Source organism: Acetobacter sp. (assembly GCF_052102375.1).
Classification (GTDB): Bacteria; Pseudomonadota; Alphaproteobacteria; order Acetobacterales; family Acetobacteraceae; genus Acetobacter.
In genome coordinates this window covers 78088-102921 of the sequence record NZ_JBQDXI010000005.1, presented here as the reverse complement: position 1 = coordinate 102921, position 24834 = coordinate 78088, and the positions used below count along the sequence as shown (strand labels likewise).

At 56.6% G+C, this 24834-nt stretch carries 22 protein-coding genes and 1 other RNA gene; 17 read left to right on the top strand and 6 right to left on the bottom strand.

What is annotated here, in order from left to right:
• Positions 1 to 20: 20 nt before the first annotated feature.
• Entirely contained in the window at positions 21 to 1976 is a 1956-nt protein-coding gene (locus tag ACTIDN_RS03575) for a transketolase-like TK C-terminal-containing protein (RefSeq protein ID WP_441375995.1), read from the bottom strand.
• A gap of 239 nt (positions 1977 to 2215) precedes the next feature.
• Between ACTIDN_RS03575 and ACTIDN_RS03570 the strand changes: the two genes are divergently transcribed.
• Positions 2216 to 2689, top strand: coding sequence for a hypothetical protein (locus ACTIDN_RS03570; RefSeq protein WP_415508775.1), 474 nt, complete (start codon positions 2216 to 2218; stop codon positions 2687 to 2689).
• Positions 2690 to 2793: 104 nt separating this feature from the next.
• Positions 2794 to 4056: a 5-aminolevulinate synthase gene (gene hemA, locus ACTIDN_RS03565; protein WP_441375994.1), complete on the top strand. Its 1263-nt coding sequence runs from the start codon at positions 2794 to 2796 to the stop codon at positions 4054 to 4056.
• A 69-nt stretch (positions 4057 to 4125) separates the two neighbouring features.
• Here the strand turns inward: hemA and ACTIDN_RS03560 are convergent, their stop codons facing one another.
• A complete protein-coding gene (locus tag ACTIDN_RS03560; protein ID WP_441376023.1) occupies positions 4126 to 4905 on the bottom strand; it encodes a DsbA family protein in 780 nt (259 codons plus the stop codon).
• Positions 4906 to 5146: 241 nt separating this feature from the next.
• On the opposite strand from ACTIDN_RS03560, the gene ACTIDN_RS03555 reads away from it, so the two are divergent.
• Together ACTIDN_RS03555 and recA are read left to right on the top strand one after the other, a co-directional pair.
• Positions 5147 to 6529, top strand: a complete 1383-nt coding sequence (locus tag ACTIDN_RS03555) for a gamma-glutamyltransferase (RefSeq protein ID WP_441376022.1) — start codon at positions 5147 to 5149, stop codon at positions 6527 to 6529.
• A gap of 280 nt (positions 6530 to 6809) precedes the next feature.
• A complete protein-coding gene (gene recA / locus ACTIDN_RS03550; RefSeq protein WP_441376021.1) occupies positions 6810 to 7844 on the top strand; it encodes a recombinase RecA in 1035 nt (344 codons plus the stop codon).
• 40 nt (positions 7845 to 7884) lie between these two features.
• On the opposite strand, the gene ACTIDN_RS03545 is transcribed toward recA, so the two are convergent.
• Positions 7885 to 8400 carry a GNAT family N-acetyltransferase gene (locus ACTIDN_RS03545; protein ID WP_441375993.1) on the bottom strand — a complete coding sequence of 172 codons (516 nt, stop codon included), beginning with the start codon at positions 8398 to 8400 and terminating at the stop codon, positions 7885 to 7887.
• Between the two features lie 95 nt (positions 8401 to 8495).
• Here ACTIDN_RS03545 and ACTIDN_RS03540 point away from each other — a divergent pair, with 95 nt between their 5' ends.
• The 4 genes from ACTIDN_RS03540 to ypfJ all read left to right on the top strand — a co-directional run bounded on the left by ACTIDN_RS03540 (position 8496) and on the right by ypfJ (position 13705).
• Positions 8496 to 8855, top strand: coding sequence for a winged helix-turn-helix domain-containing protein (locus ACTIDN_RS03540; protein ID WP_441375992.1), 360 nt, complete (start codon positions 8496 to 8498; stop codon positions 8853 to 8855).
• 80 nt (positions 8856 to 8935) lie between these two features.
• Positions 8936 to 10495 (top strand): glucan biosynthesis protein, encoded by a 1560-nt coding sequence (locus ACTIDN_RS03535; protein ID WP_441376020.1) that lies wholly within the window; start codon positions 8936 to 8938, stop codon positions 10493 to 10495.
• A complete protein-coding gene (gene mdoH / locus ACTIDN_RS03530) occupies positions 10471 to 12639 on the top strand; it encodes a glucans biosynthesis glucosyltransferase MdoH (RefSeq protein ID WP_441375991.1) in 2169 nt (722 codons plus the stop codon). Before ACTIDN_RS03535 ends, mdoH begins: the two co-directional genes overlap by 25 nt.
• Positions 12640 to 12829: 190 nt before the next feature.
• Positions 12830 to 13705 (top strand): KPN_02809 family neutral zinc metallopeptidase, encoded by an 876-nt coding sequence (ypfJ, locus tag ACTIDN_RS03525; protein ID WP_441375990.1) that lies wholly within the window; start codon positions 12830 to 12832, stop codon positions 13703 to 13705.
• Between the two features lie 49 nt (positions 13706 to 13754).
• Here the strand turns inward: ypfJ and ACTIDN_RS03520 are convergent, their stop codons facing one another.
• Together ACTIDN_RS03520 and ACTIDN_RS03515 are read right to left on the bottom strand one after the other, a co-directional pair.
• Positions 13755 to 14711: an aldo/keto reductase gene (locus ACTIDN_RS03520; protein WP_441375989.1), complete on the bottom strand. Its 957-nt coding sequence runs from the start codon at positions 14709 to 14711 to the stop codon at positions 13755 to 13757.
• 160 nt (positions 14712 to 14871) lie between these two features.
• Positions 14872 to 15288, bottom strand: a complete 417-nt coding sequence (locus ACTIDN_RS03515; RefSeq protein ID WP_415508784.1) for a hypothetical protein — start codon at positions 15286 to 15288, stop codon at positions 14872 to 14874.
• A gap of 166 nt (positions 15289 to 15454) precedes the next feature.
• Between ACTIDN_RS03515 and ffs the strand changes: the two genes are divergently transcribed.
• The 6 genes from ffs to folB all read left to right on the top strand — a co-directional run bounded on the left by ffs (position 15455) and on the right by folB (position 20020).
• Positions 15455 to 15552: signal recognition particle sRNA small type (gene ffs, locus ACTIDN_RS03510), an RNA gene on the top strand.
• 57 nt (positions 15553 to 15609) lie between these two features.
• Positions 15610 to 17712: a DNA polymerase III subunit gamma/tau gene (locus ACTIDN_RS03505; protein ID WP_441375988.1), complete on the top strand. Its 2103-nt coding sequence runs from the start codon at positions 15610 to 15612 to the stop codon at positions 17710 to 17712.
• A 102-nt stretch (positions 17713 to 17814) separates the two neighbouring features.
• The gene (locus tag ACTIDN_RS03500; RefSeq protein ID WP_415509198.1) at positions 17815 to 18138 is read left to right on the top strand and encodes a YbaB/EbfC family nucleoid-associated protein; all 324 of its coding nucleotides are present in this window, start codon (positions 17815 to 17817) and stop codon (positions 18136 to 18138) included.
• A 36-nt stretch (positions 18139 to 18174) separates the two neighbouring features.
• On the top strand, positions 18175 to 18771 hold the full coding sequence (gene recR / locus ACTIDN_RS03495) for a recombination mediator RecR (RefSeq protein WP_415509199.1): 597 nt from the start codon (positions 18175 to 18177) through the stop codon (positions 18769 to 18771).
• Positions 18772 to 18806: 35 nt separating this feature from the next.
• Positions 18807 to 19604, top strand: a complete 798-nt coding sequence (locus ACTIDN_RS03490) for an SDR family oxidoreductase (protein ID WP_441375987.1) — start codon at positions 18807 to 18809, stop codon at positions 19602 to 19604.
• Between the two features lie 8 nt (positions 19605 to 19612).
• The gene (gene folB, locus ACTIDN_RS03485) at positions 19613 to 20020 is read left to right on the top strand and encodes a dihydroneopterin aldolase (RefSeq protein WP_086651438.1); all 408 of its coding nucleotides are present in this window, start codon (positions 19613 to 19615) and stop codon (positions 20018 to 20020) included.
• Between the two features lie 96 nt (positions 20021 to 20116).
• Here folB and ACTIDN_RS03480 read toward each other — a convergent pair whose 3' ends face one another.
• Complete coding sequence (locus ACTIDN_RS03480; RefSeq protein WP_048839017.1) at positions 20117 to 20452, bottom strand: FYDLN acid domain-containing protein; 336 nt, start codon at positions 20450 to 20452, stop codon at positions 20117 to 20119.
• A 240-nt stretch (positions 20453 to 20692) separates the two neighbouring features.
• On the opposite strand from ACTIDN_RS03480, the gene aroA reads away from it, so the two are divergent.
• From aroA to rpsA, 3 genes are all read left to right on the top strand, one after another.
• The gene (aroA, locus tag ACTIDN_RS03475; protein ID WP_441375986.1) at positions 20693 to 22060 is read left to right on the top strand and encodes a 3-phosphoshikimate 1-carboxyvinyltransferase; all 1368 of its coding nucleotides are present in this window, start codon (positions 20693 to 20695) and stop codon (positions 22058 to 22060) included.
• Positions 22057 to 22701 carry a (d)CMP kinase gene (gene cmk, locus ACTIDN_RS03470; protein WP_441375985.1) on the top strand — a complete coding sequence of 215 codons (645 nt, stop codon included), beginning with the start codon at positions 22057 to 22059 and terminating at the stop codon, positions 22699 to 22701. The genes aroA and cmk overlap by 4 nt, the downstream gene beginning before the upstream one ends.
• A 295-nt stretch (positions 22702 to 22996) precedes the next feature.
• On the top strand, positions 22997 to 24709 hold the full coding sequence (rpsA, locus tag ACTIDN_RS03465; protein ID WP_048839020.1) for a 30S ribosomal protein S1: 1713 nt from the start codon (positions 22997 to 22999) through the stop codon (positions 24707 to 24709).
• The last annotated feature ends 125 nt before the right edge of the window (positions 24710 to 24834 follow it).

Sequence of the window (24834 nt, the reverse complement as noted above, 5' to 3'; positions counted from 1 at the left end):
TTATCTTATGGTCTTGTCAGTTACGGTCCCCGTGCGTGCGCCCGGGGCTGGTGTGGCGCAGCGGGCGTAGCCCGTGCTGCACCGGAAACAAAAAGGTGGTGTTCCACCTTTTTACAGATCGCCTCGGCAGTAATACCAAAGCGTTCATACAAAGCGTTGGCTGGGGCAGAGGTGCCAAAATCATCCATGCCAACAAAAACTCCCTCCGGCCCAAGCCAGCGCTCCCACCCAAAGCCGGAAGCCGCTTCTATGCCAACCCGCAGCCCTTTACCGCCCAGCACTTTCTGGCGGTAAGTTTGCGGCTGCATGGCAAAAAGCTCCCAGCAGGGAATGGACACTACAGTGGCGCGGATATCGCGCCGGGCCAGATGGTGCGACGCTTCAACCGCAATAGCAACCTCCGGCCCGGAAGCAATGAGGGTGACCAGCCGGTTTTCCTGTTGCTGCACGACGTACCCGCCGCGGGCAGCGCTGCCGTAGCTGGGTGATGGCAGCGGAGCGGCGCTATGGTGATTTTGCGGGCATAGCACCAGAACCGCTGGGCCGCCCTGCCACTCCAGCGCGGCCTCCCAGCATTTGAAGGTCTCAGACGGGCTGCCGGGCCGGAATACGGCCAGATTAGGTGTGGCCCGTAAGCTGGCAAGTTGTTCCACCGGTTGCCAACCGCCGCCGCCATCACCCAGCGCCAGACCATCACCGGTTAACAGATACAGCATTTTTTGGCGCATTAAGGCGGCCATGCGCAGGGCGGAGCGCATACGGTCAACCGTCATCATGCTTGCTGCACAGCAGGGAAGCATTCCGCCATGCAGTGAAAGACCGTTCAACATGCCGGCCATGCCGTGTTCCTGAATGCCACAGTCTAGCCCATTGGCCAGTGCCGGAGGGGCGCGCCACCCTGTTTGCTCCTCTCCAGTTGCGGACATGCTGTAGGCGGATGATGCAGTAAGGCACACCAGTTCCGGCAAAATATCAGACAGAGCATGCAGGCTTGTCAGAGCAGATTCCTGAGTGGAATTGTCCAGTGCTGAGCGCATACGCCATAGCCACGCACGGTGCCAGTCTTCCTGAAACAGGGCTGGGCGGTGGCGCATCAGCTCCCGCTCAAATGCGTCACGTTGGCGGTGGCGGGCAAAACGGCGCAGCCAAGAGCGGCGGGTGGAAGCCCCTCGGCGTGCTGTTGGGCTCCACGGGCCTGTCAGTTCTTCCTCCGGCGGTAAATGAACGGCCAGTGAGGAGGGAGTGGAAGAGGGTGGCAGGCAGGCAATAAGGGTGGGTTTTCTGGCCCGCAACGTTGCGGCAAGAGCGGAGGTTATGGCTGGGAGATCATCAGCCGCAACCTTGCGGACCGTCCAGCCGGAGGCGCTGAACCGTGCCAGCGAGTCGGCAAATTCGGAACCACGGTCTTCAGCCGGAGGGGCAACCAGCATGGCCAGCCTGTCCAGCCCGAAGCGCCCTGCCAGTTGGGCCGCCTCCATGGCAACGCCTGTTGCAAGATCTGTATCCTGCGCCAGCACCCATGTGCGGTGATTAACGAGAGAGCGCCCAAACCTGCGAGATAAAATCTGTTCTGCCAACGCCATGCCAGCCGCTGCTGCCACACCCTGTCCAGCGGGACCGGGGGCGACCTCAATGGCCGGGTGTTCTCCATATTCCAGCAACGGAGCACTGTGACTGTCAGCACCTGTCAGCCGCAGCATGGCAGCAAGCAGGGGCAGCATTGTGGTGGAGGGCACCACAAACCTGTCGCGGTCTGGCCAGTCCGGGGCGGCGGGGTCAAACCGTAAAACCCGGCACCATAAGGCTGTTACCGGCAGGCACATAAGGGAAAGAAGTTTGGCTGCATGGCTGGGCAGATTATCTGCGTGAAGCAGGAGCCGGGCTGCGTGGCTCATGCGCGCAACACCAATCTGCTGGGCAGAGAGGGCTCCGTCCTGCTCCAAACTGCGCTGGTCTGTCGAACTGGCTACTGCCATGCGCGCCTGCCTTATGGTGACGGGCCTGATCATTCATGACAGGTCTTCTCATCACTACAGCTTGGTCAATAAAGGCGCACCTGCATTTGGGCAAGGGGGTTTGGGGTGCTGGAGTCGCATAGCTGGGATGGAGAAAAGCACTTGTTTTTTTGCTCACCCTCCCTGTTCTCCTTGCGTCTGGACGGAATGGGCGCAAAAGAGGGAGACGTTTTGTTCATGTGTGCGGAGATACGCCAGCCATGCCCCCAGTTGTTCGTTCTGCCACGCAGCATTCTGCCATAAAAATGGTGGTGCTGGCTGGTGTTGTGCTGGGTTTGGGGGGGTGCAAGCTGGTTGATCAGAAAACCTTTAACCCACAGGCAGGCAAGGCCCCTAAACCCTATATTCCACCGGCACCCGTTGTTGCCCCTATTCCTCCGTTGATTGAACTGGTTGGTGGAACCCCGGTCCAAGAATGGGAAGGCCCAGTTGACCAGATGGCCCGCAAGGCGCTGGCACGGAAGCCCAATATCCTGTTTGTGGTAAAGTGTCTGGTGCCTGCTTCTGGCAATTCAGAGCTTGACCAGCTAACATTGGTGCAGCTTGTGCAAGGGGATGGGCAGGCAGTTGCACAGGCCCTTACGCACGCAGGCGCCCCGCCACAGCAGGTTGAAATAACGGCTATGCCGGATTCGACCGTGACGAAGCCCCTTATCAGGGTGTATGTGCAGTAACATTCACATTATATTTGTGAAAATATTGGAACAGACCGGCCAGACGGCCGAAGGGCCATGCGCCGTGCCCCGACCGTTTCTGACGACGCGAGGAGAGTAGTAGCGTGGGATTGATCAAAAACGCCCGGCATCCGTTTTATGACCATTGTGATGCGGCGTTGAACGAGATCAGGCAACAGGGGCGTTACCGGACCTTTACGCCATTGGCCCGGCTGGCAGAGCGTTTTCCGCTGTATGAAGAAGACGTGGCTGCCCAGCCGGAGGGACGTGAGGTTATTGTCTGGTCCACCAATGACTATCTGGGCATGGGCATTGTGCCGGAAGTACAGGAAGCTGCTATTGCTGCCATTCGGGAGCATGGTGCCGGTGCTGGTGGCACCCGCAACATTGCCGGGACAAGCCCCCTGCATACGCAGCTTGAAGCTGAGCTGGCGTCTTTACATGGTAAGGAAGCAGGGCTTCTGTTTGTCTCGGGTTATGTGTCCAATCAGGCCAGCCTGCAAACCATCCTGACTTCCATGCCCGGCTGGATCTGTTTTTCAGATCGTCTGAACCATGCCTCTATGATTGCAGGCATTAAGGGCGCTCGCGGCTCTCAGACGGTTATTTTTGAACATAACGATCTGGTTGACCTTGAAGCCAAACTGGCAGCCGCACCCGTTGACGCGCCCAAGCTGATTGCCTTTGAGAGCGTTTATTCCATGGATGGCGATATCTCCGATATTGCCGGTATTTGCGCTTTGGCCCGTAAGTATAATGCTCTGACCTATCTGGACGAAGTCCATGCCGTTGGCCTGTACGGGGAAGAGGGTGGCGGTATTTCCCAACGTGATCAGGTGGCGGATCAGGTCGATATTATTGAAGGGACTCTGGCTAAAGGGTTTGGGGTGCATGGCGGTTACATTACGGCCTCTGCCCAGATTGTGGATTTCCTGCGCTCCACGGCGTCTGGCTTTATCTTCACGACTGCCCTGCCACCTTCTGTAGTCGGGGCCGCTCTGACCAGCGTGCGCAAGGTGCGGGCTGAAAGCTGGCGGCGTGAGGCTATTTTTGAGCGGGTCAACACCTTCCGTCAGCGCCTGCGCGCTGCGGGTGTGCCCTTTACCATGACACCAAGCCACATTGTGCCTGTTCCGGTGGGTGATGCTGAGGTTTGTAAGCGTATAAGCCGTCGTTTGTTGAACGATTACGGACATTACGCAACGCCCATCAATTACCCAACTGTTCCGCAGGGCACAGAGCGGTTACGCCTGACGCCGGGTCCATTCCATACGGATGAAATGATGGATGATATGGTGCGTGCGCTTACTACGTTGCTGCGTGAAGAAGGCGTTATTCCGGCACGCCAGACAGAAGTGGCGGCCTGAGACCGTAACGCAGTCATTCTTGAAAAAGCCTCTTTCCTCCATCAGTGGGGAAAGAGGCTTTTTTTGTGACTAACCGGCTTTACGCAGGCGTGTCAGGGCGGCTTTCAGCTCATCCAGAGATGCTGCACCGGGAATAATTTCCTTGTCCCCGAAGACAAAGGTTGGGGTGCCTTCCAGATCAATGGAGCGGGCAAGGTCAAGATTCTGGCGCATCATGTCCATAACCTTGGGGCTTTTCATGTCTGTCACCAGACGATCTGCGTCCAGCCCGACCTTTTTTGCAACGCGGCGAATCCGGTCTGTAGAGGGGCTGGCGGCATCGGCCATCAGGGCTTTCTGGAACGGCACATAGGCATTTTGCAGGCTGGCGGCCAGAATGGCCTGCGTATCCATCACGCTGTTGGGGCCAAGAACCGGAATAACTTTTTCCACCAGTTTCAGGTCAGGCTCGGAAGCTACCAATGTGTCCAGGTCAGCCAGAACCTTGCGGCAGTAGGGGCAACGTGGGTCGTAAAATTCTACAACCTCCAGTTTGCCGTGGGGGTTGCCGAGCACCACATCTGTTGTGCTCTGCCCAAACTGAGCGTGGTTGCGGCGGACTGCATCCAGCGCAGAGGAGGCTTTGCGCGCTGTAGCCTGCGTTTGCAGGGCGGTAATGGCTTCAGACAGAATGGAGGGGTCTGTCTTCAGCGCATTGCGCATAATGCTCACAATCTCGGCGCGTTGAGCCGGGGTGAAGCCGGTATCAGCCGTTGCGGGCGTAGGTGCCAGACCTGCACCTAACAGGAAAAGGCAGGAGGCCCCGGCAAGGGCGTAGTGCCTTATGGAAGAGGGAATGAGCTTTTTCATGCAGGCAAACGTAAAGCAGTTCAGAACTGATGGGAATGGCGGAACAGGGGCGTTACATCGGCTAAACTCTCCATGAAATGCGTTGTGCGTGTTGCTGCCGGAGCAGAACAGGGTTAATCGGGAGAGAACCCAGCGCCCGTTTTCGGGTCGATCAGAAAGATGGAGAGACCACGGCGTGTCCGAGCGTTTCATAAAGACCCGTTCTGCCCGGCTTGCGCCGTTACGTTCAGCGCCGGCCCGTATGCTGGCCCTGGCGTTGGCATCTGCATTGACAGCATGTAGCTCTCTCAACCCCCTGACGTCATTTACGCGTGAGAAACCACAATCCGTTTCCGGGTTTGTGGGGGACGTGGTGGCGGATGAACCGCAGGCCGCTCTGGCAGCGCGGGATGTGCTGGCCAAAGGTGGCAACGCGGCTGATGCTGCTGCTGCGCTGGGAATGGCGCTGTCTGTCACCCTGCCTTCCCGCGCGTCTCTGGGCGCTGGTGGAGCGTGTCTGGCCTGGAAACCCGGTGAGCAGGAAGGTCATGCCTTTATCTTCCTACCTAACGCAGGGCAGGTCGATGCAAAAGCGGACAGGCCCGCTGCTGTGCCTATGCTGGTGCGTGGCCTGTATTTGATGCAGCTACGCTACGGCAGCGTGGAGTTTGCGGATGTCGTGCTGCCTGCACGGAACATGGCGCGCGATGGTGTGCCGGTCAGCCCACTGCTGGCAGCGGATATGAGCGCCGTTGAAGGCCCGCTTCTGGCTGATGAAAAAACGCGCAGTATTTTCAGCAACGGGAATGGGCAGGTTCTTAAGGTCAGTGACCTGATGGTTCAGCCCCGGTTGGCTGGCGCTTTAGAGCGTATTCGTCTGGCTGGTGCAGGTGATTTTTATACCGGCGCTTTGGCGCAGACGTTTGCACAGGCAGCACAGGACGCTGGTGGTGGTCTGACAAAAGCAGATTTGCGGAATAGTCTGGCCACAACAGAGCGGCCTCTGACCCTGCATGCTAATGGCGTTGATATCAGCTTTTTGCCCCCTCCGGCAGATGGTGGGCTAGGAACAGCGGCCGCGTTTGCCGGTAGCCGTGCTCAGGCAACGGTCAGAGGGGAATCCGTTGTCTCTGGTTGGCGGGCGCGTCAGGCAGGGAAAGGTGCGAGTGTGGCTGATGCGCAGGCATTGCTAAACTCCGGGTCACTGCCCAGTGGTTCAGCGCTGCCACCTCTGCCTGCATCGACCTCCTTTGTGGTGACAGATAGGCAGGGTGGTGTTGTGAGCTGTGGCCTGACAATGAACAACCTGTTCGGGACTGGTCGTGTTGCCGGGTCTACAGGTGTTATTCTGGCAGCCTCCCCCGCGAAGCGACCCCTCCCGTTGCTGACTGCTGCTATTGCGCATAACGGTACAAGCCAGTTCCGGGCTGCTACAACGGCTTCGGGGCAGAATGTTGCCTCAGATACCGCGGCCGTCGCTTTGCAGGCAGCTATAGCCGGAGGTCGCCCAGAGGTCACAAATGGTCCTGGCCGTGCCAACTTTGTGTCCTGCCCCGCCGGGCTGCCGGGCAACAGCGCAAAATGCTTTGGCTGGACAGACCCCCGTGGCAATGGGCTTGCCGTATCATCTGGCGAGCAGAAATAGTGCGTTGCACAAGGCTTTGTGTGGAGATCATAACAGGCGGCGTAAAAGCCGCCTGTTTTTGGCTTGAAATGTTCTCATTTTGTTCTATTTTAGAACAAAGAAAGATCAAAAGGTTAACAAACCATTAAGTGGGTCTTTTCCATACATTGCGGGAAAGACCGCTTTTGTGGCACGTCTTGTAACACGAGCGTTGGGCACACGGTAGAACAGGGCGTCAACGCGCTAAGGCCACTGGAATGCGCCTTTGGTCAGCTCCAAAGGCAATTGGAAAGGTAAAGCATTGGATAAGGCAAAAGCTCTTGAAGGCGCGTTGGGGCAAATTGAGCGCGCTTTTGGTAAAGGCTCGGTTATGCGGCTGGGCCAACGCCCGCGTGAACAGGCAGATGTTATTTCCACAGGATCTCTGGGGCTAGACATTGCTCTGGGTATCGGTGGTCTGCCGCGCGGTCGTGTTGTCGAAATTTATGGGCCAGAAAGCTCCGGTAAAACCACACTGGCGCTTCATGCCATTGCGGAAGCCCAGAAGCGTGGTGGCACTTGCGCCTTTATTGACGCCGAGCACGCGCTTGACCCCGGTTACGCCAAAAAGCTGGGCGTTGATATTGATAACCTGCTGATCAGCCAGCCAGATGCAGGCGAGCAGGCTCTGGAAATTGCCGATACACTGGTGCGCTCCGGTGCCATTGATGTTCTGGTGGTGGATAGTGTGGCGGCTCTTGTGCCACGCGCCGAGCTTGAAGGTGACATGGGCGACAGTCATGTTGGCCTCCATGCCCGTCTCATGAGTCAGGCCCTGCGTAAACTGACCGGTTCTGTTGCGCGTTCCAACACCATGATGATCTTCCTGAACCAGATCCGTCTGAAAATTGGGGTCATGTTCGGGAATCCGGAAACGACAACAGGGGGTAACGCCCTGAAGTTTTATGCCTCTGTGCGTCTGGATATTCGGCGTATCGGGTCCATCAAGGATAAAGATGAGGTCGTGGGCAACCAGACCCGCGTGAAGGTGGTCAAAAACAAAATGGCTCCACCTTTCCGGCAGGTTGAATTTGACATCATGTACGGGGAAGGCATCAGCAAGGTTGGCGAGTTGATCGACCTTGGCGTGAAAGCGGGTGTGGTGGAAAAATCTGGTGCGTGGTTCTCCTGCGATAGCCAGCGCATTGGTCAGGGGCGTGAGAACGCCAAACAATACCTGCGTGACCATCCAGACATGGCCAACGCCATTGAGCGCAAAGTTCGTGAGCAGGCCGGTGTAGTGGCAGATGCCATGATGGTTGGCCCGGAGCAGGATGACGCGGTAGACGACGCGTAAGTGTGTGATTGTCCCCCACCTTATTATGGTGGGGGACAATTTAAAGACAGACCGGGCGGGAGAGGAGCTGGGCGTATGGGTCGTAACTGGCCAGAACAGCTTGTTCTTCCGCTGGCGTATTCTCCGCTATGAAGCCTTGTTTGTGCCAGAACCCCAGAGCATGACGTGTAGAAATCAGGCTGATTAAGGAGAGGTGATGGTGCCGTGCCGCCTGCTCCACCAGAGAAATGGCTTTTTGAGCACAGCCCTGCCCCCTTACGTCTTCTGTTAAAGCAATATCATGCAAATACCAGCGGTCAGGCTGTGCTGGCAGGTTGTGTAGAAGCGTATTGAGTGCAGGTGTAAGGGTGCCGCGCCATGGGTGGCTGAGCATATAGCCTTCAAGCTTTTCTGGCCCTTGCAGCACAAAACAGCCCTCAGGCGATAAAGCCAACCGCTCCATGAAAATTTCGTTATCTTCAGGGTAATCCGTGTGCAGTTTGCCTGCCAGTTGGATAGTAGCGTCAAGATCATCTGGTGTCATGGCGCGCCAGATGGTAGGTGCTAAATCTGTCATCACAATAGAATGCCTCGGTCAGGGCCTGAAGTAAGAGAACATATGAGTGCTCAAACTATCACGCATAATGACCCGTTGCGACAGGAGAGCGCCTCATGTCACAGCGGTTGAAATTGACGTTGCGGCTTGATGCGGACGGAAAGGCAGCTATTGGGCACGGCAAGATAAAGCTTCTGGAAAAACTGGTCGAGACCGGGTCTATCTCGGCTGCGGGGCGTGCTCTTGGCATGTCCTATCGCCGGACATGGCTTTTGGTGGATAGCCTTAATTCTCTGTTTGCCGAACCGGTCGTGGCAACGCGCGCTGGCGGCGGTGGCGGCGCGTTTCTGACAGAAACCGGCCAGACAGTTCTGTATTTATATCGAGATATTGAGCAGCAGGCAGCCCGCGCCAGCGCCCCCAGCATGAACAGGCTTGCGCGCCTGCTGGCGGTGCCGGAAGCCGAATGCCCTTAAAAAGCCGTATGGCAAGAGCAACCCTTGAAGGAAGAGTTTAGAGTATAATGCCGTCAGATAACGGAAAGCGGGAGATTGGTGTGTCATCATCTATTCAGCGACGCGACCTGATGCGGGTTGGCGCAGGCGCAACGTTGGCAACCCTTGCTGAGGGTGTTGTCAGTCAAGCGCAGGCGCAGAGCAACACAGCGTCAGGGCTTGCAGGCGCAACAGGAACATTTGATGACGGCACGGTAAGGCAAATTGCTAAACGCCTTGCTTCCGCACCGTATAAGGCACCGGACCAATCTCTGCCCAAGGCGATTGATAACCTTAATTTTGACCAGTTCCGGAATATCACGTACCGGGAAGACCGCGCTTTATGGCACGGTGACAGTCTGGCATTTGACGTAGAATTCTTCCCCCGTGGATTCCTGTACCGGCCCCGGATTGATATTTTTGAGGTTAAGGACGGCCAGTCAGCGGCTGTTCCCTATAGCCCGGATTTGTTCAGTTATGGTGATCCGGCTTTGGAAGTTCAGGAAGATGTGGGGTTTGCCGGCCTGCGCTTGCGCACCGCCATTAATACGCCCGGTGTTATGGAAGAATTTTGCGTATTTCTGGGGGCCTCTTATTTCCGGGCTGTGGCCAAGGGGCAGAATTACGGTCTGTCCGCACGCGGTTTTGCAAATGGCACAGGAGACCCAAAAGGAGAGGAGTTTGCACTCTTCCGGGCTTTCTGGCTGGAAAAACCACAGCCTAATGTCAAATCTGTTGTCATCCATGCGCTGATGGACAGCCCGTCCGTTGCGGGCGCGTTCAGCTTCACAATTCGGCCGGGGGATACGACTGTTTTTGATGTGCAGTCCACTTTCTTCCCTCGGACAGCCATTCAGCAATCGGGCATCGCACCGCTGACAGGCATGTTCTATTTTGACACCAACGACCACAACCATGTGGATGACTGGCGCCCTGCGGCACATGACAGTGAGGCTCTGCAAATGTGGACGGGAGCTGGCCAGCAGCTTTTCCGTCCCTTACGCAACCCGCTGGACCTTCAGTTCTCAGCCTTTCGGGATGTCTCGCCACGCGGTTTTGGCTTGATGCAACGGCGCAGAAGCTTCCATGATTTTGAAGACCTTGCGTTAAATTATGAAAAACGCCCTTCCCTCTGGATTGAACCGATCGGGGATTGGGGTGAAGGCTGTGTGGATCTGGTTGAAATTCCCACCCCAAATGAAGTGAACGACAATATCGTCTCGTTCTGGCGGCCTAAAACACCTTTGGCTGCGGGGAAAGAATACAGTTTTACCTACCGTATGTACTGGGGGTGGGATAACCCGTTCCCCACCTCTCTGGCGCGTATTGCGGGAACGCGCGTGGGCTCCGTTGTGGATGACAAGAACGCGCGTTTCTTTGCTATCGACTTCAGCGGCGCACCGTTTGAGAACCTGCCTCAGGATGCACATTTGCATCTTGTGCCGCAGGCGTCGGCTGGCACAATCCGTAATGTTGTGGTGGAGCCGAACCCCAATATCAAAGGATGGCGGACCACCTTTGAATTTGTGCCGGGTGATGAAAAACTGGCAGAGCTCCGTGCCGTACTGGCAACTGATACCGCTCCGATTTCAGAAGAATGGTTGTACCGGTGGACACCGTAACACAGCAGGCCTCCCCCTCTACCACTCCGTTTTTTGAGGCTCTGCCTCCGGAAGCCCCACTCTCCATGCCCGTGCAGGACCTGCACGGTGCACCGGATTTTGAAGGTAGGCCCCGTACACCCGTTACAGAACCGCGTAGCATAGTGGTGCGGCGTCTAGCGGTACTGGGCTCAGCGTTTGCGCTCACCGTTTTTGGTGCATGGCGCACCCATAAGGTGTTGGATGCCAATGGGCTGACAACACTTGGCGTTATCATGATGGTGCTGTTCGTTGCTCTATTCATGTGGATTGCGCTGGCGTTTACGTCCTCCCTTGCCGGGTTTTTCTCTCTCATTACGCGTGGCGGCCTTGGTTTGGGTATTACCCGCTCCGGCCCCTTGCCCCAGCTTAACAGCCGCACCGCATTGCTGCTGCCAACCTATAATGAGCCGCCAAACAGGGTGATGGCGGGCCTCAAGGCCATTTACACAAGCCTTCAGGAAACAGGCCAAGGACACGCGTTTGATGTGTTCATCCTCTCCGACACCACGAATGCTGATGTCTGGGTGCAGGAAGAAGCCGCTTTTCTAGCCCTGCGCGAGCAGACGGGCGGCCATAACACTATTTTCTATCGTCGGCGGCACAACAACATAGAGCGCAAAGCCGGGAACGTGGGTGAGTGGGTGCGCCGTTTTGGCGGTGCCTATGAACAGATGGTGACGCTGGATGCGGACTCCGTCATGTCTGGGGACACCTTGGTGCGTATGGCTGCTGCCATGGAGCGCCACCCGACTGTTGGGCTCATCCAGACTCTGCCGGTTATTGTAGGGGGCACAACCCTCTTTGCCCGGATGCAGCAGTTTGCTGGCCGTGTGTATGGCCCCATCATTGCGCATGGTATTGCATGGTGGCATGGCTCGGAAGGTAACTACTGGGGTCATAACGCCATTATCCGGACCCGTGCTTTTGCGGGTCAGGCCGGTTTGCCGCATGTGCCGGGGCGGCCACCTTTTGGGGGCCATATTCTGAGCCATGACTTCGTAGAAGCCGCGCTCATGCGTCGGGGTGGCTGGGCCATTCATATGGTGCCAGCTCTTGATGGCTCCTACGAGGAAAGCCCCCCTTCCCTGACCGATGTGGCTATTCGTGATCGCCGATGGTGTCAGGGTAATCTCCAGCATGTCAAAGTGCTGCCCAGTAAAGGGCTGCACTGGGTTAGCCGTATGCACATGATTGTGGGGATTGGGGCGTATGTGACATCCCCGCTCTGGCTGATCTTTCTGCTGACAGGTATTCTTATTTCTCTTCAGGCTCATTTTGAGCGGGTCGAGTATTTTGGGGATACCAAAACCCTTTATCCGCATTGGCCACATGTGGACCCGGTACAGGCAAAATATGTGTTTATCGGCACGATGCTTATTTTGCTGGCACCAAAAATGCTCGCCTTCTTGGCGTTGTTGTTTGACCGTACGACCCGCAAAGGGTGCGGCGGTATTGTGCGTGCAGCAGGGTCTGTTCTGGTTGAAACCTTTATTGGCGGCCTGATTGCCCCAATAGCCATGCTCATCCAGACCTCCGGCGTTGTGTCTATTTTGTCAGGGCATGACTCCGGCTGGAATACCCAGCGCCGGGACGATGGGGGTTTTCCCCTCATGGTTGTCGTGCGGCAATATGCCAAATTCACTTTGTTTGGTCTGGTTCTTGGCTGCGGTGCATGGGTTGTTTCCCCGTCCCTGTTTTTCTGGATGACACCGGTTCTGCTTGGTCTGGTTTTCTCAATTCCACTTGTGGCGCTGACCAGTAGCCGAGCAGTCGGGCAAAGCTTTCTGAAAGCCGGGTTGCTGCTGGTGCCCGAAGAAACACAGATGCCTGATGTGCTGCGTAAAACAGTGAGGGCGCTGGAAAGTGATGAAACCCCTCACCTGCCACATGGTGCCCTGCGTGCCTTGCGGGCTGATCGCAGTTTGTTGCAAGCGCACAGGGACATGCTGCCGCCTGCCCGTAAAGCAGGTGAGCCCATTAATGCAGACCGTTTGGTGGGCTTGGTAAAGATTGCGGAGGCAGAAAACATTGCCATGGCGGACAAGGCTTTAACCCCTAAGGAAAAAGCCGCTATTTTGGGCTGTGCTGAGGGAATAGACGCAATTTTGCGCTTGCCCGAATAGTTCCAGAAAAAACGTAGAGGTAGTATGTGCGGCGTGGGGTGAAAACCCCACGCCTTTTTGTTACGAAACCTCGGAATATCCTAACAAACACAGTGTGCACTATGGTATTAAATAGCCATTACCTTTTAAAACAGGCAGCACAAAATCACTGGGGTTTTTCCCCTCTTTTTTCATAGGACATACCCACGGCATGCGTCTGGATGATGAGCGCGAAAGCACCAATATTGACGACCAGAGAAGCAGCGGTGGCGGCGGTGGCCGTATTCCGTTGCGGATTGGTGGGATTGGTAGTCTTGTTCTTGTGCTGGGGGCTTTGTATTTTGGGGTAGACCCAAGGCTGGTCATGAGCCTGCTGGATGGTGGGTCAGCTTCTGCTCCATCCGTTTCGCAAAGTACACATCAGGATGGTCTGGTAGCCCGTAATGATGCCCAGAAGCGGTTTATCTCCCGGGTTCTAGCCTCAACTGAAGACACATGGGGCACTTATTTTCAGCAGATGGGCCGCACCTATCATGATCCGCGGCTTGTGCTGTTTACGGGAGGCGTGAAGTCAGCGTGCGGGTATGCGCAGACATCAGTTGGTCCGTTTTATTGCCCCGCAGATCATAAAGTTTATCTGGACCTTGCGTTTTTTAGGGAACTGGAAGGTCGGCTGGGAGCGGGTGGGGACTTCGCAAAAGCGTATGTTGTGGCGCATGAAATAGGCCACCATGTCCAGAACGAGCTTGGTATCATGTCGCGGTATGCAAACATGAACGCCCCCATGCCGGAGAAAGGGGACAATGGTAAGTCTGTCCGGTTGGAATTGCAGGCGGATTGCTTCGCAGGGATATGGGCAAAGCGCGCGGATGACAGCAAAGGTATTTTACAAAGCGGCGATGTAGAACAGGGCATGAATGCCGCTGCGGCCGTTGGTGATGATAGGCTGCAAAAGCAGGCGCAGGGCTATGTTGTGCCAGACAGCTTTACGCATGGTTCTTCTGCCCAGCGTGTGGAGTGGTTCCGGCGGGGGCTTGCGTCAGGTGATGTCAAGCAATGCGATACATTTAGCGTACCCTCTCTGTAACGCACTTATGCAGTGACAGGAACAGCAGGGCCGTCGCCCTGCTTTTTTATTAAGGTGTACTGGCGTGTTCCAGTTCAGCTTTGTCCTCAGCCGTTAGGATAAGTGTGGCGGCTTTTGCAAAGCTTGCAACATGGTCCCGCCGTGTGGCGCTTGCAATCGGAGCGGTAACGCCCTTGCTGCTAATAAGCCATGCGAGAGCAATTTCAGCCGGTTTTGCAGTGTGGCGTGCGGCAACAGTGTCCAGTGCCTGAAGAATACGCTGGCCGCGTTCGGTCAGATATTTTGCAATGCCGTTGCCGCGCGCACTTTGGGCCAGGTCTTTTTCCGAACGGTATTTCCCGCTCAGAAAGCCAGAGGCAAGGCTGTAATAGGTCACAACACCCAAATTGTTTTGCAGGCAGAGGTCTTTCAAAGCACCATCAAAGCCTGACCGGTCGTAAAGATTATACTCAGGCTGGAGTACATCGTATCGAGGCAGGTTGTGTGCCTGAGAGACTGCCAAAGCTTCTCCAAGTTGCTGAGCATCCAGATTGGAGGCTCCTATGGCGCGGATTTTTCCGGCTTTCAGCAGTTTCTCATACGCTCGCAAGGTTTCTTCATACGGTGTGGCTGGGTCTGCCCAGTGTGAAAAATAGAGGTCAATCCGCTCACATTGTAGCCGTCGAAGGCTGCCGTCTATTGCCTCTGTAATCCAGCGTTCGGAAAGGCCTTTTTGCCCCGCGCCACCCAGATCTGACCCGACTTTTGAGAAAATGAGAACCTGATCCCGTTTGGACGGGTTGGCCTTCAGCCAGTTGCCAATAATGGTTTCAGATTCGCCACCTTCGTTGCCGGGGCTCCAGCGAGAGTACACATCGGCAGTATCAATGGCGTTAAAGCCGTGATCGACGAAGGCATCTAGAATGGCAAAGCTGGTTTTTTCATCAATTGTCCAACCAAATACGTTGCCGCCAAAAACAACTGGGGCAATGCGCAAATCGGTTGAGCCAAGTTGGCGAAAGTCCATGACGTTAGTCCCTTTGTTGGAAGGCGCACATTTAATGCCTGCGCCTTCTGTAAAGTACCCTCAAGAGGCAGGAATGCTCTCTCAAGGTAACGTCTGGCTGTGAGCGGGTGTTCCGTAAAAAATAACAGGCAAACGCTGTTCATGGCCCGCGCAGGGTACGTTATTGAGCCGATGCCGTTGTGTCAGGCAGGCTGCCAACATTTTCGCAGGCTTTAACCAGCCTGGCATCCGGGTTTTGGGTTTCACACAGTTTGTGCACATCGGGGGCACACATTTCTATGGAGTTCTCAAAGTCAGATTCCAGAACATCCTGCGCAATGGCAAGATCCTGATCATTGGTGTGTTTCTGCTCTTCTTCCAAAAGCGCCTGCGTTTTATGCAGTTCTTTTAGCGACTCGATACAGGCTTCACTCGCGGCTTCAGGTTGAAACTGGAGAACGGCCAGTTCTTTCTGCAACTGCATGTTGGGTACTTTGCTGCGTACTTCGTCTCCGCCTTCTGCATGGGCGCTCAGCGGCACACACAGGAGGGCAACGAGCAGGGCGGGCAGGGCGGACAAAGCTGTAATTCTGGACACGCGCGCACACTTTCTGGGTCAGCAGGAAACAATAAGCCCATCTGGCTAATGTTTGTGTCCTAGCGTGGTCTTGGGCGTTGGGCCAAGAGGTAAACACCTGTTATTTGGGTTAGGGGGCTATGTGCAGGGTTGGCATGAGGGCTGGTTTGGTGCTATTGCTCCCAGCGGAAAGTCAGCGGTGGACGGATACCTTGTTGACCTGGTCAGATCCGGAAGGAAGCAGCCACAGTGAGTTTCGTCCGGGTCATTGTCTGGCTTTCCACCTATTCCGCCCGGCTCTCTGGTAGTCCTGCGGCGTGACCCTTAGTCCTCGGAACTGTCATGACCGATAAGACCGATGCCGAACTTCCTCAGGATGAGGGGCTTCCCACTCCTGCAATGGAAGGTCCCGGTCTGTTTGGCGAAGAGCCCATAGCCGCTCCTCCCGTTCCAACGCCTCCTGCTCCGTCCAGCACTGTATCTCCTTACCGTGTTCTGGCGCGTAAGTACCGGCCCACCACCTTTGATGACCTGATTGGTCAGGAAGCCATGGTGCGTACGTTGCGCAATGCGTTTGCGTTGGGCCGTGTGGCACATGCCTTCATGCTGACCGGCGTACGTGGGGTGGGTAAAACAACCACAGCCCGTATTATTGCCCGTGCGCTCAATTGCATTGGGCCCGATGGTAAAGGTGGCCCAACACCAGACCCCTGTGGTGTCTGTGCCAACTGCGTGGCCATCCTGAACGACCGCCACCCCGACGTGCTGGAAATGGATGCTGCATCCCGCACCGGCGTGGATGACGTGCGTGAAATTATTGAAGCCACCCGTTTCCGCCCCATGCAGGGACGGATGAAGGTCTTCATTATCGACGAAGTGCATATGCTCTCGCGTAACGCGTTCAACGCGCTGTTGAAAACGCTGGAAGAGCCACCCGCACAGGTTACCTTTATTTTTGCAACGACCGAACTCCGTAAAGTTCCGGTCACAGTTCTGTCCCGGTGCCAGCGCTTTGACTTGCGCCGTGTACCACAGGCAGACCTGACCGCCCTGTTTGGCCGCATTGCGGACAAGGAGCATGTCCGTCTTTCAGCAGATGCACTGGCTCTTATTGCCCGTGCTGCGGATGGCTCCGTGCGGGACGGGCTCTCCTTGCTGGATCAGGCCATTGCACAGGGTACCGCGGCTGATGGCTCCGCGCAGGAAATTGGCGCTGCACTGGTGAGCGACATGCTGGGGCTGGCAGACCGGCAGGTGGTGTTTGACCTGCTGGAAGCAGTCATGACCGGTAAGCCGGACAAAGCTCTGGCTTTGGCAGACGCCGCCCATGCCCGTGGGGCAGACCCCGGTTTGATGCTGACCGATATGCTTGATCTGGTGCATACAATTTCCCGGTTACGGGCTGTGCCGGGCTTGCGTGATTCAGCCGATCTGCCTGAAGCCGAGCGCGTGCGTGGGACAGAACTTGCAGAGAGTCTGCCTGTTCCCGTGTTGATGCGGGCATGGCAAATGTTGGTAAAAGGCGTGCGGGAAGTAGAAGCTGCGCCGGACCGCCGTGCTGCTGCGGATATGGTGCTGATCCGTCTGAGTTTTGTGGCTGATCTTCCTTCTCCAGAAGACGTGATTCGCCACTTGTCCGCCCAGCAGGGAAGCGTTCCCTCAGGCTCAGGCTCAGGCTCAGGCTCAGGCTCAGGCTCAGGCTCAGGCTCAGGCTCAGCAAACAACGTTTCTGTCACAACCGCTGCCGTACAACACACTTCAGCCGGAACAGGTGATGCAGGCGGGGTTCAGGCCTCAGCGCAGACTATGCTCGTACAGGGAAGCGGTGGTCCTGCCTTACGTATGGTTGGTGGCACCGCTCTTGCCATGGCCTCAGAGCCGGTTCCGGAGCCTCAGGCGACAGTCTCTGCCGCTGTAGTGCCTGAACCCGTGGAGCCTTCCCCTGTTGCGGCTGAGCCAGAAATAGCGCCCATGCCCCGCACATGGCGGGAAGCCGTTGCGTTGATTAAAGACTGCCGTAAGGCGCGTCTGCACGGATTGCTGCGTAATGCGGTCCATATGGTTTCTTTTACGCCGGGGCACATTACCATTCGCCCACAGGCTGGCATTCCCCCAGATATTGGCAAGCAGCTTCAGCAGGCCCTGCAGGAGGCAACCCAGACGCCGTGGCGTATAAGCCTGTCGCGTGAAGCCGGTGAGCCAACACTGGACGAGCAGGGTGCAGAAATTATCCAGTTCCAGCGGCGTACAGCAGAGGCACATCCGCTCGTCAAAGCTATTCTGGCGGTTTTTCCGGATGCCGAGCTTGGCGAAGTGCGGGACCATGCGTTGGATGATTACGGCCTGCCGCCCGAAGAGGTGCCTGATCTTCTGTTCGCCCCGCTTGACGCAGAACTTCTGGACGACGATGAACGACCCTTCGACCCCGGCTCCTCCATGGAGTAAGTCGGGCTGGTTGCGCCCCCGGTTTGACGTTTGATGACCACCGCACCAGTTATAATTGATGCCAGACTACCTTTCTGGTGGTCAGATTAAGGAGAGCAGACCATGAAGAACCTTGCCGGACTAATGAAGCAGGCAACGCAGATGCAGGCCAAGATGGAAGCCATGCAGACCACGCTTGAAGCCATGAATATTGAAGGTTCTGCTGGTGCCGGTATGGTTAAGATCGTGCTGAGCGGCAAGGGTGACATGCGCTCTATTACCATTGACCCTAAACTGGCAGACCCCACGGAAATGGAAATGTTGCAGGACCTCATTTTGGCTGCCTGCGCAGATGCCCGCACCAAGCTGGACGCTACAGCCGCTGAAGAAATGCAGAAAGTAACAGGCGGTCTTAACCTGCCAGCCGGCATGAAACTGCCGTTCTAAGCAGCGTTTATCAGCATACGACAGGAACGCGGTCTTATGGGCGGCCATGAAATAGAGCAGCTTATCAAGCTTCTGGGTCGCCTGCCGGGGTTTGGCCCGCGCTCTGCTCGTCGTATTGCCCTGTTTCTGCTGCGTGAGCCGCAGGCTCGGCTGGCACCGCTGGCGCGTGCGCTGGAACTTGCCGGACAGGCGGTGAAAACCTGCTCAACCTGCGGGAACCTTGATACATCAGACCCCTGCCATATTTGCACGGACCCGGTGCGGGACCGCAGCATTGTGTGTGTTGTGGAAACAGTGGGTGACCTCTGGGCGCTGGAGCGTGCAGGGGTACATAGGGGGGTGTATCAGGTGCTAGGTGGTACTTTATCTCCCTTGGCAGGCATTGGTCCGGAAGACCTCAATATTGCCTCCCTGCTGGACCGGCTGGCATGTGGCAGCGTGCGGGAGGTTATTCTAGCCCTTGGTGCCACGGTGGAAGGTGCAACAACCATGCACTGGCTTATGGACCGTCTGGCAGACTATGAGGGCGTTGCCGTTAGTCGCGTGGCGCAGGGTGTGCCAGTTGGCGGCGCGCTGGATGTGCTGGATGATGGTACATTGGCGGCAGCACTCGGGGCAAGGCGGCCTGCGTAAGGCCTGACCAAAGCCGCATAACAGAGAAAGTAGGCATGGCTGAGAACCTGTTTCCCATTTCCGCTAAAATTCCGCGTCGTGCACTGGTTAGCGGTGGTAAAGCCCGCTTGGGGAAGGCCATTGTTCTGGCTCTGGCTGAAGCCGGGTTTGATGTGGCTATTCATTATCGGGGTGATGCTGAGGAAGCTGAAAAAACCCGTCAAGCCGTTCTCGCCCTTGGCCGTAAGGCATGCCTTCTGCAGGCCGATATGATGCGGGAAGAAGAAGTTGAACCCCTGATTGGCAAGGCGGCGGAGGGGCTTGGTGGCCCGTTAGGGGTGTTGGTCAACAACGCCTCTACCTTTGAGCGGGACGAGTGGCATGATGCCACCCGGTCAAGCTGGATAGAACACATGAAACCCAACCTGCGTGCGCCGTTTGTGCTGATGCAGGATTTTGGCAAGGCTCTGCCAAAAGAGGCTGAGGGTCTTATCCTCAATATGCTGGACCAGCGTGTGTGGTCACTGACACCCCATTTTGTAAGCTATACCGTGTCCAAAAGCGCTCTCTGGACTTTGACGCGCACCATGGCGCTTGCTCTGGCTCCGCATGGCATCCGGGTGAATGCTATTGGTCCGGGGCCAGCGATAGCAAGTGTGCGGCAATCGGATGAGCAGTTTGCCCGGCAATGCGCGTCTGTGCCTCTGGGGCATGGGACATCTGCGGCAGAGGTTGCGCGTGCGGCCTTGGCATTTTTGGCTCTCCCCGCCGTAACAGGTCAGATGCTGGCTCTTGATGGCGGGCAACATCTGCAATGGTCTCCCGCTGCTGTTGGCAGCCCGCTGGAAGAATAAAACCCGACATGACTGTTTTTGCTCCATGGGGCGATGAGCCACCCCTACGGTCCCTGTTTCTGAACAACATGGTGCTGGATGCGCATATTGGCATTTTCCCGCATGAGCAGGGTGTTACCCAGCGTATCCGGGTGTCTGTTACGTTTGGCGTAGATGATGATGATACCCAGATAATTGGGGTGGATGATCTGAGCCGCACGGTTTCCTACGAACCCGTTGTGCAGTTGGTGCACCGGATTGTGCGGGAAGGGCATGTCAGGCTGGTTGAAACACTGGCCGAACGCATTGCTGCGGGGGTTCTGGCTGATGAGCGCGTGCGGGTGGTACGGGTCAAGATTGAAAAGCTGGATGTCTTTGCGGAAATTGAATCCGTAGGCGTTGAAATAGAACGGCGGACGGCTCGTGCCACACGCTAGAAAACTGGTGAAACACGCATAAAAAAAGCCTGCATCAAGCAGGCTTTTTTTTACGCTCTGTCCCGGACTGATTGTCCGGGAGGATGCTGGTACAAATCAGCTATCGTGCTCATCCGTATCCGTGCTGACATCAATATCAGAGCTGATGTCATCATCGTCATCATCCAGATCGGATGTGTCTTCCATCACATCATCGTCATCGGACTCGGTGTCCGTATCCAGATCCAGATCCTCGTCATCATCCTTCTTCTTTACCGGGGCTGTATCAGCCGGGTTGGCAGAAAGGCTGTCCGTGCTGCGGCGCAGACGGGAGACAAGTTCAGGCTGCTCCGTGCTGCATTTCGGGCAGACAGCGGGAGAGCGGTTAAGGTCGTAAAAACGGGCACCACAGGACACGCAGACGCGTTTGGTGCCGAGATCGGGCTGGGACATCTTGCTACCTGTCGATCCTGAGCAGACATTGGGGGGCATATAACCCCGTAAAATGGGCGATTCCCTGATCGGATCAGCCCCGATGCCGGAATCACACACAACTCTTTAAGCCGAGGGCAAATGCCACTGCATACGGGCGCTGTCAAACCCCACAACACGGAAAAGCACGATTTTCCCTATTTTAAGGGCAGTTTCCCCCCTCTGGCGGATTGACTTACGGCAGGACAAGCCGGAATGAACATGAGCATGACACAGCCAGCATCCACCCCATCCCATCCCGCTGTTCGCTCTTTGCAAGTGAGCCGAATTTCCACACCCCTGACCGGCACTGTGGCCGTGCCGGGTGATAAATCCATCAGCCATCGCTCGCTCATGTTTTCTGCCCTTGCAGAAGGCGAGACGCGCATTGTGGGCCTGCTGGAAGGTGAGGATGTTCTGCGTACAGCAGACGCCATGCGTGCACTTGGCGCACGGATTACGCGGGAAGATGATGGCCGCTGGCATGTGCATGGCTGCGGCCTTGGCGCCCTGAAGGAACCGGCCGATGTGCTGGATATGGGTAACTCTGGCACAGCAGCACGCCTTTTGTCCGGCTTGCTGGCCAGCCACGGCATGACCTCTGTCATGACCGGGGATGCCAGCCTGCGCCGCCGCCCCATGAAGCGCGTGACCGACCCGTTGGCAGCAACGGGTGCCGTGTTTCTAGCGCGGGAAGGGGGGCGTCTGCCATTGGCCATTCAGGGAAATGCCAACCCGCCGCCGCTTGATTATCGGCTGCCTATGGCGTCGGCTCAGGTTAAGTCTGCCGTTTTGCTGGCCGGTTTGAACGCTGAGGGAGAAACCCGGGTTGAAGAACCCGTGCCAACCCGTGACCATACTGAAAACATGCTGCGCCATTTTGGCGCAAAGGTGAGTGTGGAAGAGACGCCAGAGGGCGGCCGTATCATTCGCTTGCAAGGTAAGCCACGCCTGATTGCACGGGATATTACAGTGCCCGGTGATCCGTCCTCAGCCGCTTTTGTGCTTGTTGCGGCGTTGCTGGTTGCTGGCTCGGATGTGGTGATTACCAATGTGGGCCTGAACCCCCTGCGGACCGGCCTGTTCACCACCCTGCGGGAGATGGGGGCTCGGCTGGATATTACCAATGAGCGCACGGAAGGCGGAGAACCTGTAGGGGACCTGCATGTAAAGGCGTCCTCCCTTCTGGCGGTGGATGTACCAGCAGACCGTGCTGCTTCCATGATTGATGAATATCCTGTTCTAGCCGTGGCGGCTGCCTATGCCCGTGGTATTTCGCGCTTCCGTGGCGTGGAGGAATTGCGCGTTAAGGAAAGTGACCGTTTGGCTTCCACTGTGGCGCTGCTGGAAAAAAATGGCGTGCGCACCAAAGTGGACGGTAACGACCTAATTATTTACGGCACACAGGGTGCCATTCCCGGTGGCGGTGTTGTGGAGACCCACATGGACCACCGTCTTGCCATGAGTGCCTCTGTTCTGGGGCTTGTGGCGGAGAATCCGGTGGAAATTGACGATACCGCGTTTATTGACACCAGCTTTCCCGGCTACTTCCCGCTGCTCAACAGCCTTGGGGCGGGATTTACGGCATGACACCCCACGGCCCGGTTATTGCTGTTGATGGCCCTGCTGCTGCGGGAAAGGGCACTCTGGCCAAAAAGCTGGCGCAGGAACTAGGTCTGCCGTATCTGGACACAGGGCTGCTCTACCGTGCTGTTGCGCGGTTGGCGCTGGATGCCGGGCAAGATCCGTCTGGTCCGGCTGAGCATTTTGCCCAGCACCTGACCCAGCAGGATATGGCCCGCAAAGACCTGCGGACCCCCGATGTTGCACAGGCTGCCAGCAAGGTGGCAGCTCAACCTGCCGTGCGTCAGGCTCTGGTTGAGACGCAGCGGCGGTTTGCAGCAGAGCGCGGCGCGGTGCTGGACGGGCGGGATATTGGTACCGCCATTTTCCCCAATGCGGATGTAAAGCTTTTTATCACAGCATCCCCCGCCACACGGGCCTTGCGTAGATATATGCAGATGGATGGTAACCCGACTGCACCGGATGCTGGTGAAAAACTGGCAGAGATGGAAGCCACGTTGAAAGCGCGGGATGCGGCGGATTCCAGCCGTGCAGCAGCACCATTGCAGGTTGCTGCTGATGCAAAGGTGATTGAGACAGACCACCTGAGTGCGGAGGCTGTTCTGGCACTGGCGCTGGCTTACACACGGGAGCGACTCGGCAGCTAGCAAGGTCCTGCCGCAGGGGGTGGATGTTACCTGCGCGGCACAACCGCCTGTTTTCAGGCTTCCTCACGTTATTTTCGTGGGGTTTGTGTTGACAATGCGCCGCAGGACGGTGTCTCTGCCAACAGATGCTTGCCGTTTGACGGTAGGTCTTCGTTTTCTTTCGACATATGGCCTAGCGGACCATGAAGGGCCCTTCCTTCATGTCACGGTCCCGGGCAAGCCGTGCTGCATTGGTGGCGCGCAGGAGTGACCGGTTTAGCCACACAGCAAGCCGGTGCAGGATTTACAGTTACACATGGCTTCAGCCGCAACCCCAACCACGGACCACTTCCGTGGTGAAGATTTTGCTACCCTTCTCGACGAGACCCTCGGCCGCGATACCGGCTTTGACGGGTCTGTTGTGCGTGGACGCATCGTTCGCCTGACCGACGAATTCGCTATCGTTGACGTTGGCCTGAAGAGCGAAGGCCGCGTTTCCCTGCGTGAATTTGCACCTCCGGGTGTAACGCCGGACATCAAGCCGGGCGACGTGATTGAACTGTATGTTGAGCGTTACGAAGACCGTGACGGCAGCATTGTTCTGTCCCGCGAAAAAGCACGCCGTGAAGAAGCCTGGACCAACCTGGAAAAAGCTTTCGAAGCGAACCAGCGCGTGAACGGCACCATTTACGGTCGCGTTAAAGGTGGCTTCACGGTTGATCTGGGTGGCGCCATGGCGTTCCTGCCCGGCAGCCAGGTTGATATCCGCCCTGTGCGTGACGTTAGCCCGCTCATGGGTGTTCCCCAACCTTTCCAGATCCTGAAAATGGATCGTGCACGTGGCAACATCGTTGTCTCCCGTCGTGCAGTGCTGGAAGAAACCCGTGCAGAACAGCGCAGCGAACTGATTCAGGGCCTGACCGAAGGCATGATCCTGGACGGCGTTGTGAAGAACATCACCGACTACGGTGCGTTCGTTGACCTCGGCGGCGTTGATGGCCTGCTGCATGTGACCGACATTGCATGGAAGCGCATCAACCACCCATCCGAAGCTCTGCAGATCGGCCAGCCGGTTCGCGTGCAGGTTATCCGCTTCAACTCTGATACGCAGCGTATCTCCCTTGGCATGAAGCAGCTTGAAGCTGATCCATGGGAAAATGTTGCTCTGAAATACCCGCCAGGTGCACGTTACACCGGCCGCGTGACGAACATCACCGATTACGGTGCATTCGTTGAGCTGGAACCGGGTGTTGAAGGTCTGGTACACGTTTCTGAAATGTCTTGGACGAAGAAAAACGTCCATCCGGGCAAAATCGTTGCAACTTCTCAGGAAGTTGACGTGATGGTTCTGGACGTAGACAGCGCAAAACGCCGTATCTCTCTGGGTCTGAAGCAGGTTCAGCGCAACCCTTGGGAACAGTTTGCGGAAGAGCACAAAGTTGGCTCCACCGTAGAAGGCGAAATCCGCAACATTACCGAATTCGGTCTGTTTGTGGGTCTGTCTGCAGACATCGACGGCATGGTTCACATGTCCGACCTGTCTTGGGACGAAGCTGGCGAAGAAGCCATGAAGAACTACGAAAAGGGCCAGGTTGTAAAAGCCAAGGTTCTGGACGTGGACGTGGAAAAAGAACGTATCTCTCTGGGCATCAAGCAGCTTCAGGAAGATCCGGCAGCTGACGTTCTGACCAGTGTTCAGAAAGGCGCTATCGTAACCTGCACAGTGACCGCTGTTCAGACCAACGGTATTGAAGTGAAGGTTGACGATGTTCTGACCGGCTTCATCCGTCGCGCTGAACTGGCTCGTGACAAAGCAGAACAGCGTCCGGAACGCTTTGCAATTGGTGAACGCGTTGACGCGAAAGTTGTCTCCGTTGACCGTGCAGCCCGCAAGCTGGCCCTGACCATCAAAGGCCGCGAAGTGGAAGAAGACAAACAGGCTATCAACGAATACGGCTCATCCGACAGCGGTGCGTCTCTCGGTGATATTCTGGGTGCGGCGATCCGTCGTCGTAACACAGACGCCTAAGAGACGAAGCCTGTCAGGCTCTGGCGCGGGGAGCATTTCTCGCGTTACAGAGCGTGAAAGATCGTTTCTTGAAAAAAGCGGTACCCGCAAGGGTGCCGCTTTTTTTGTCTCTGCTCTCTGCAAAC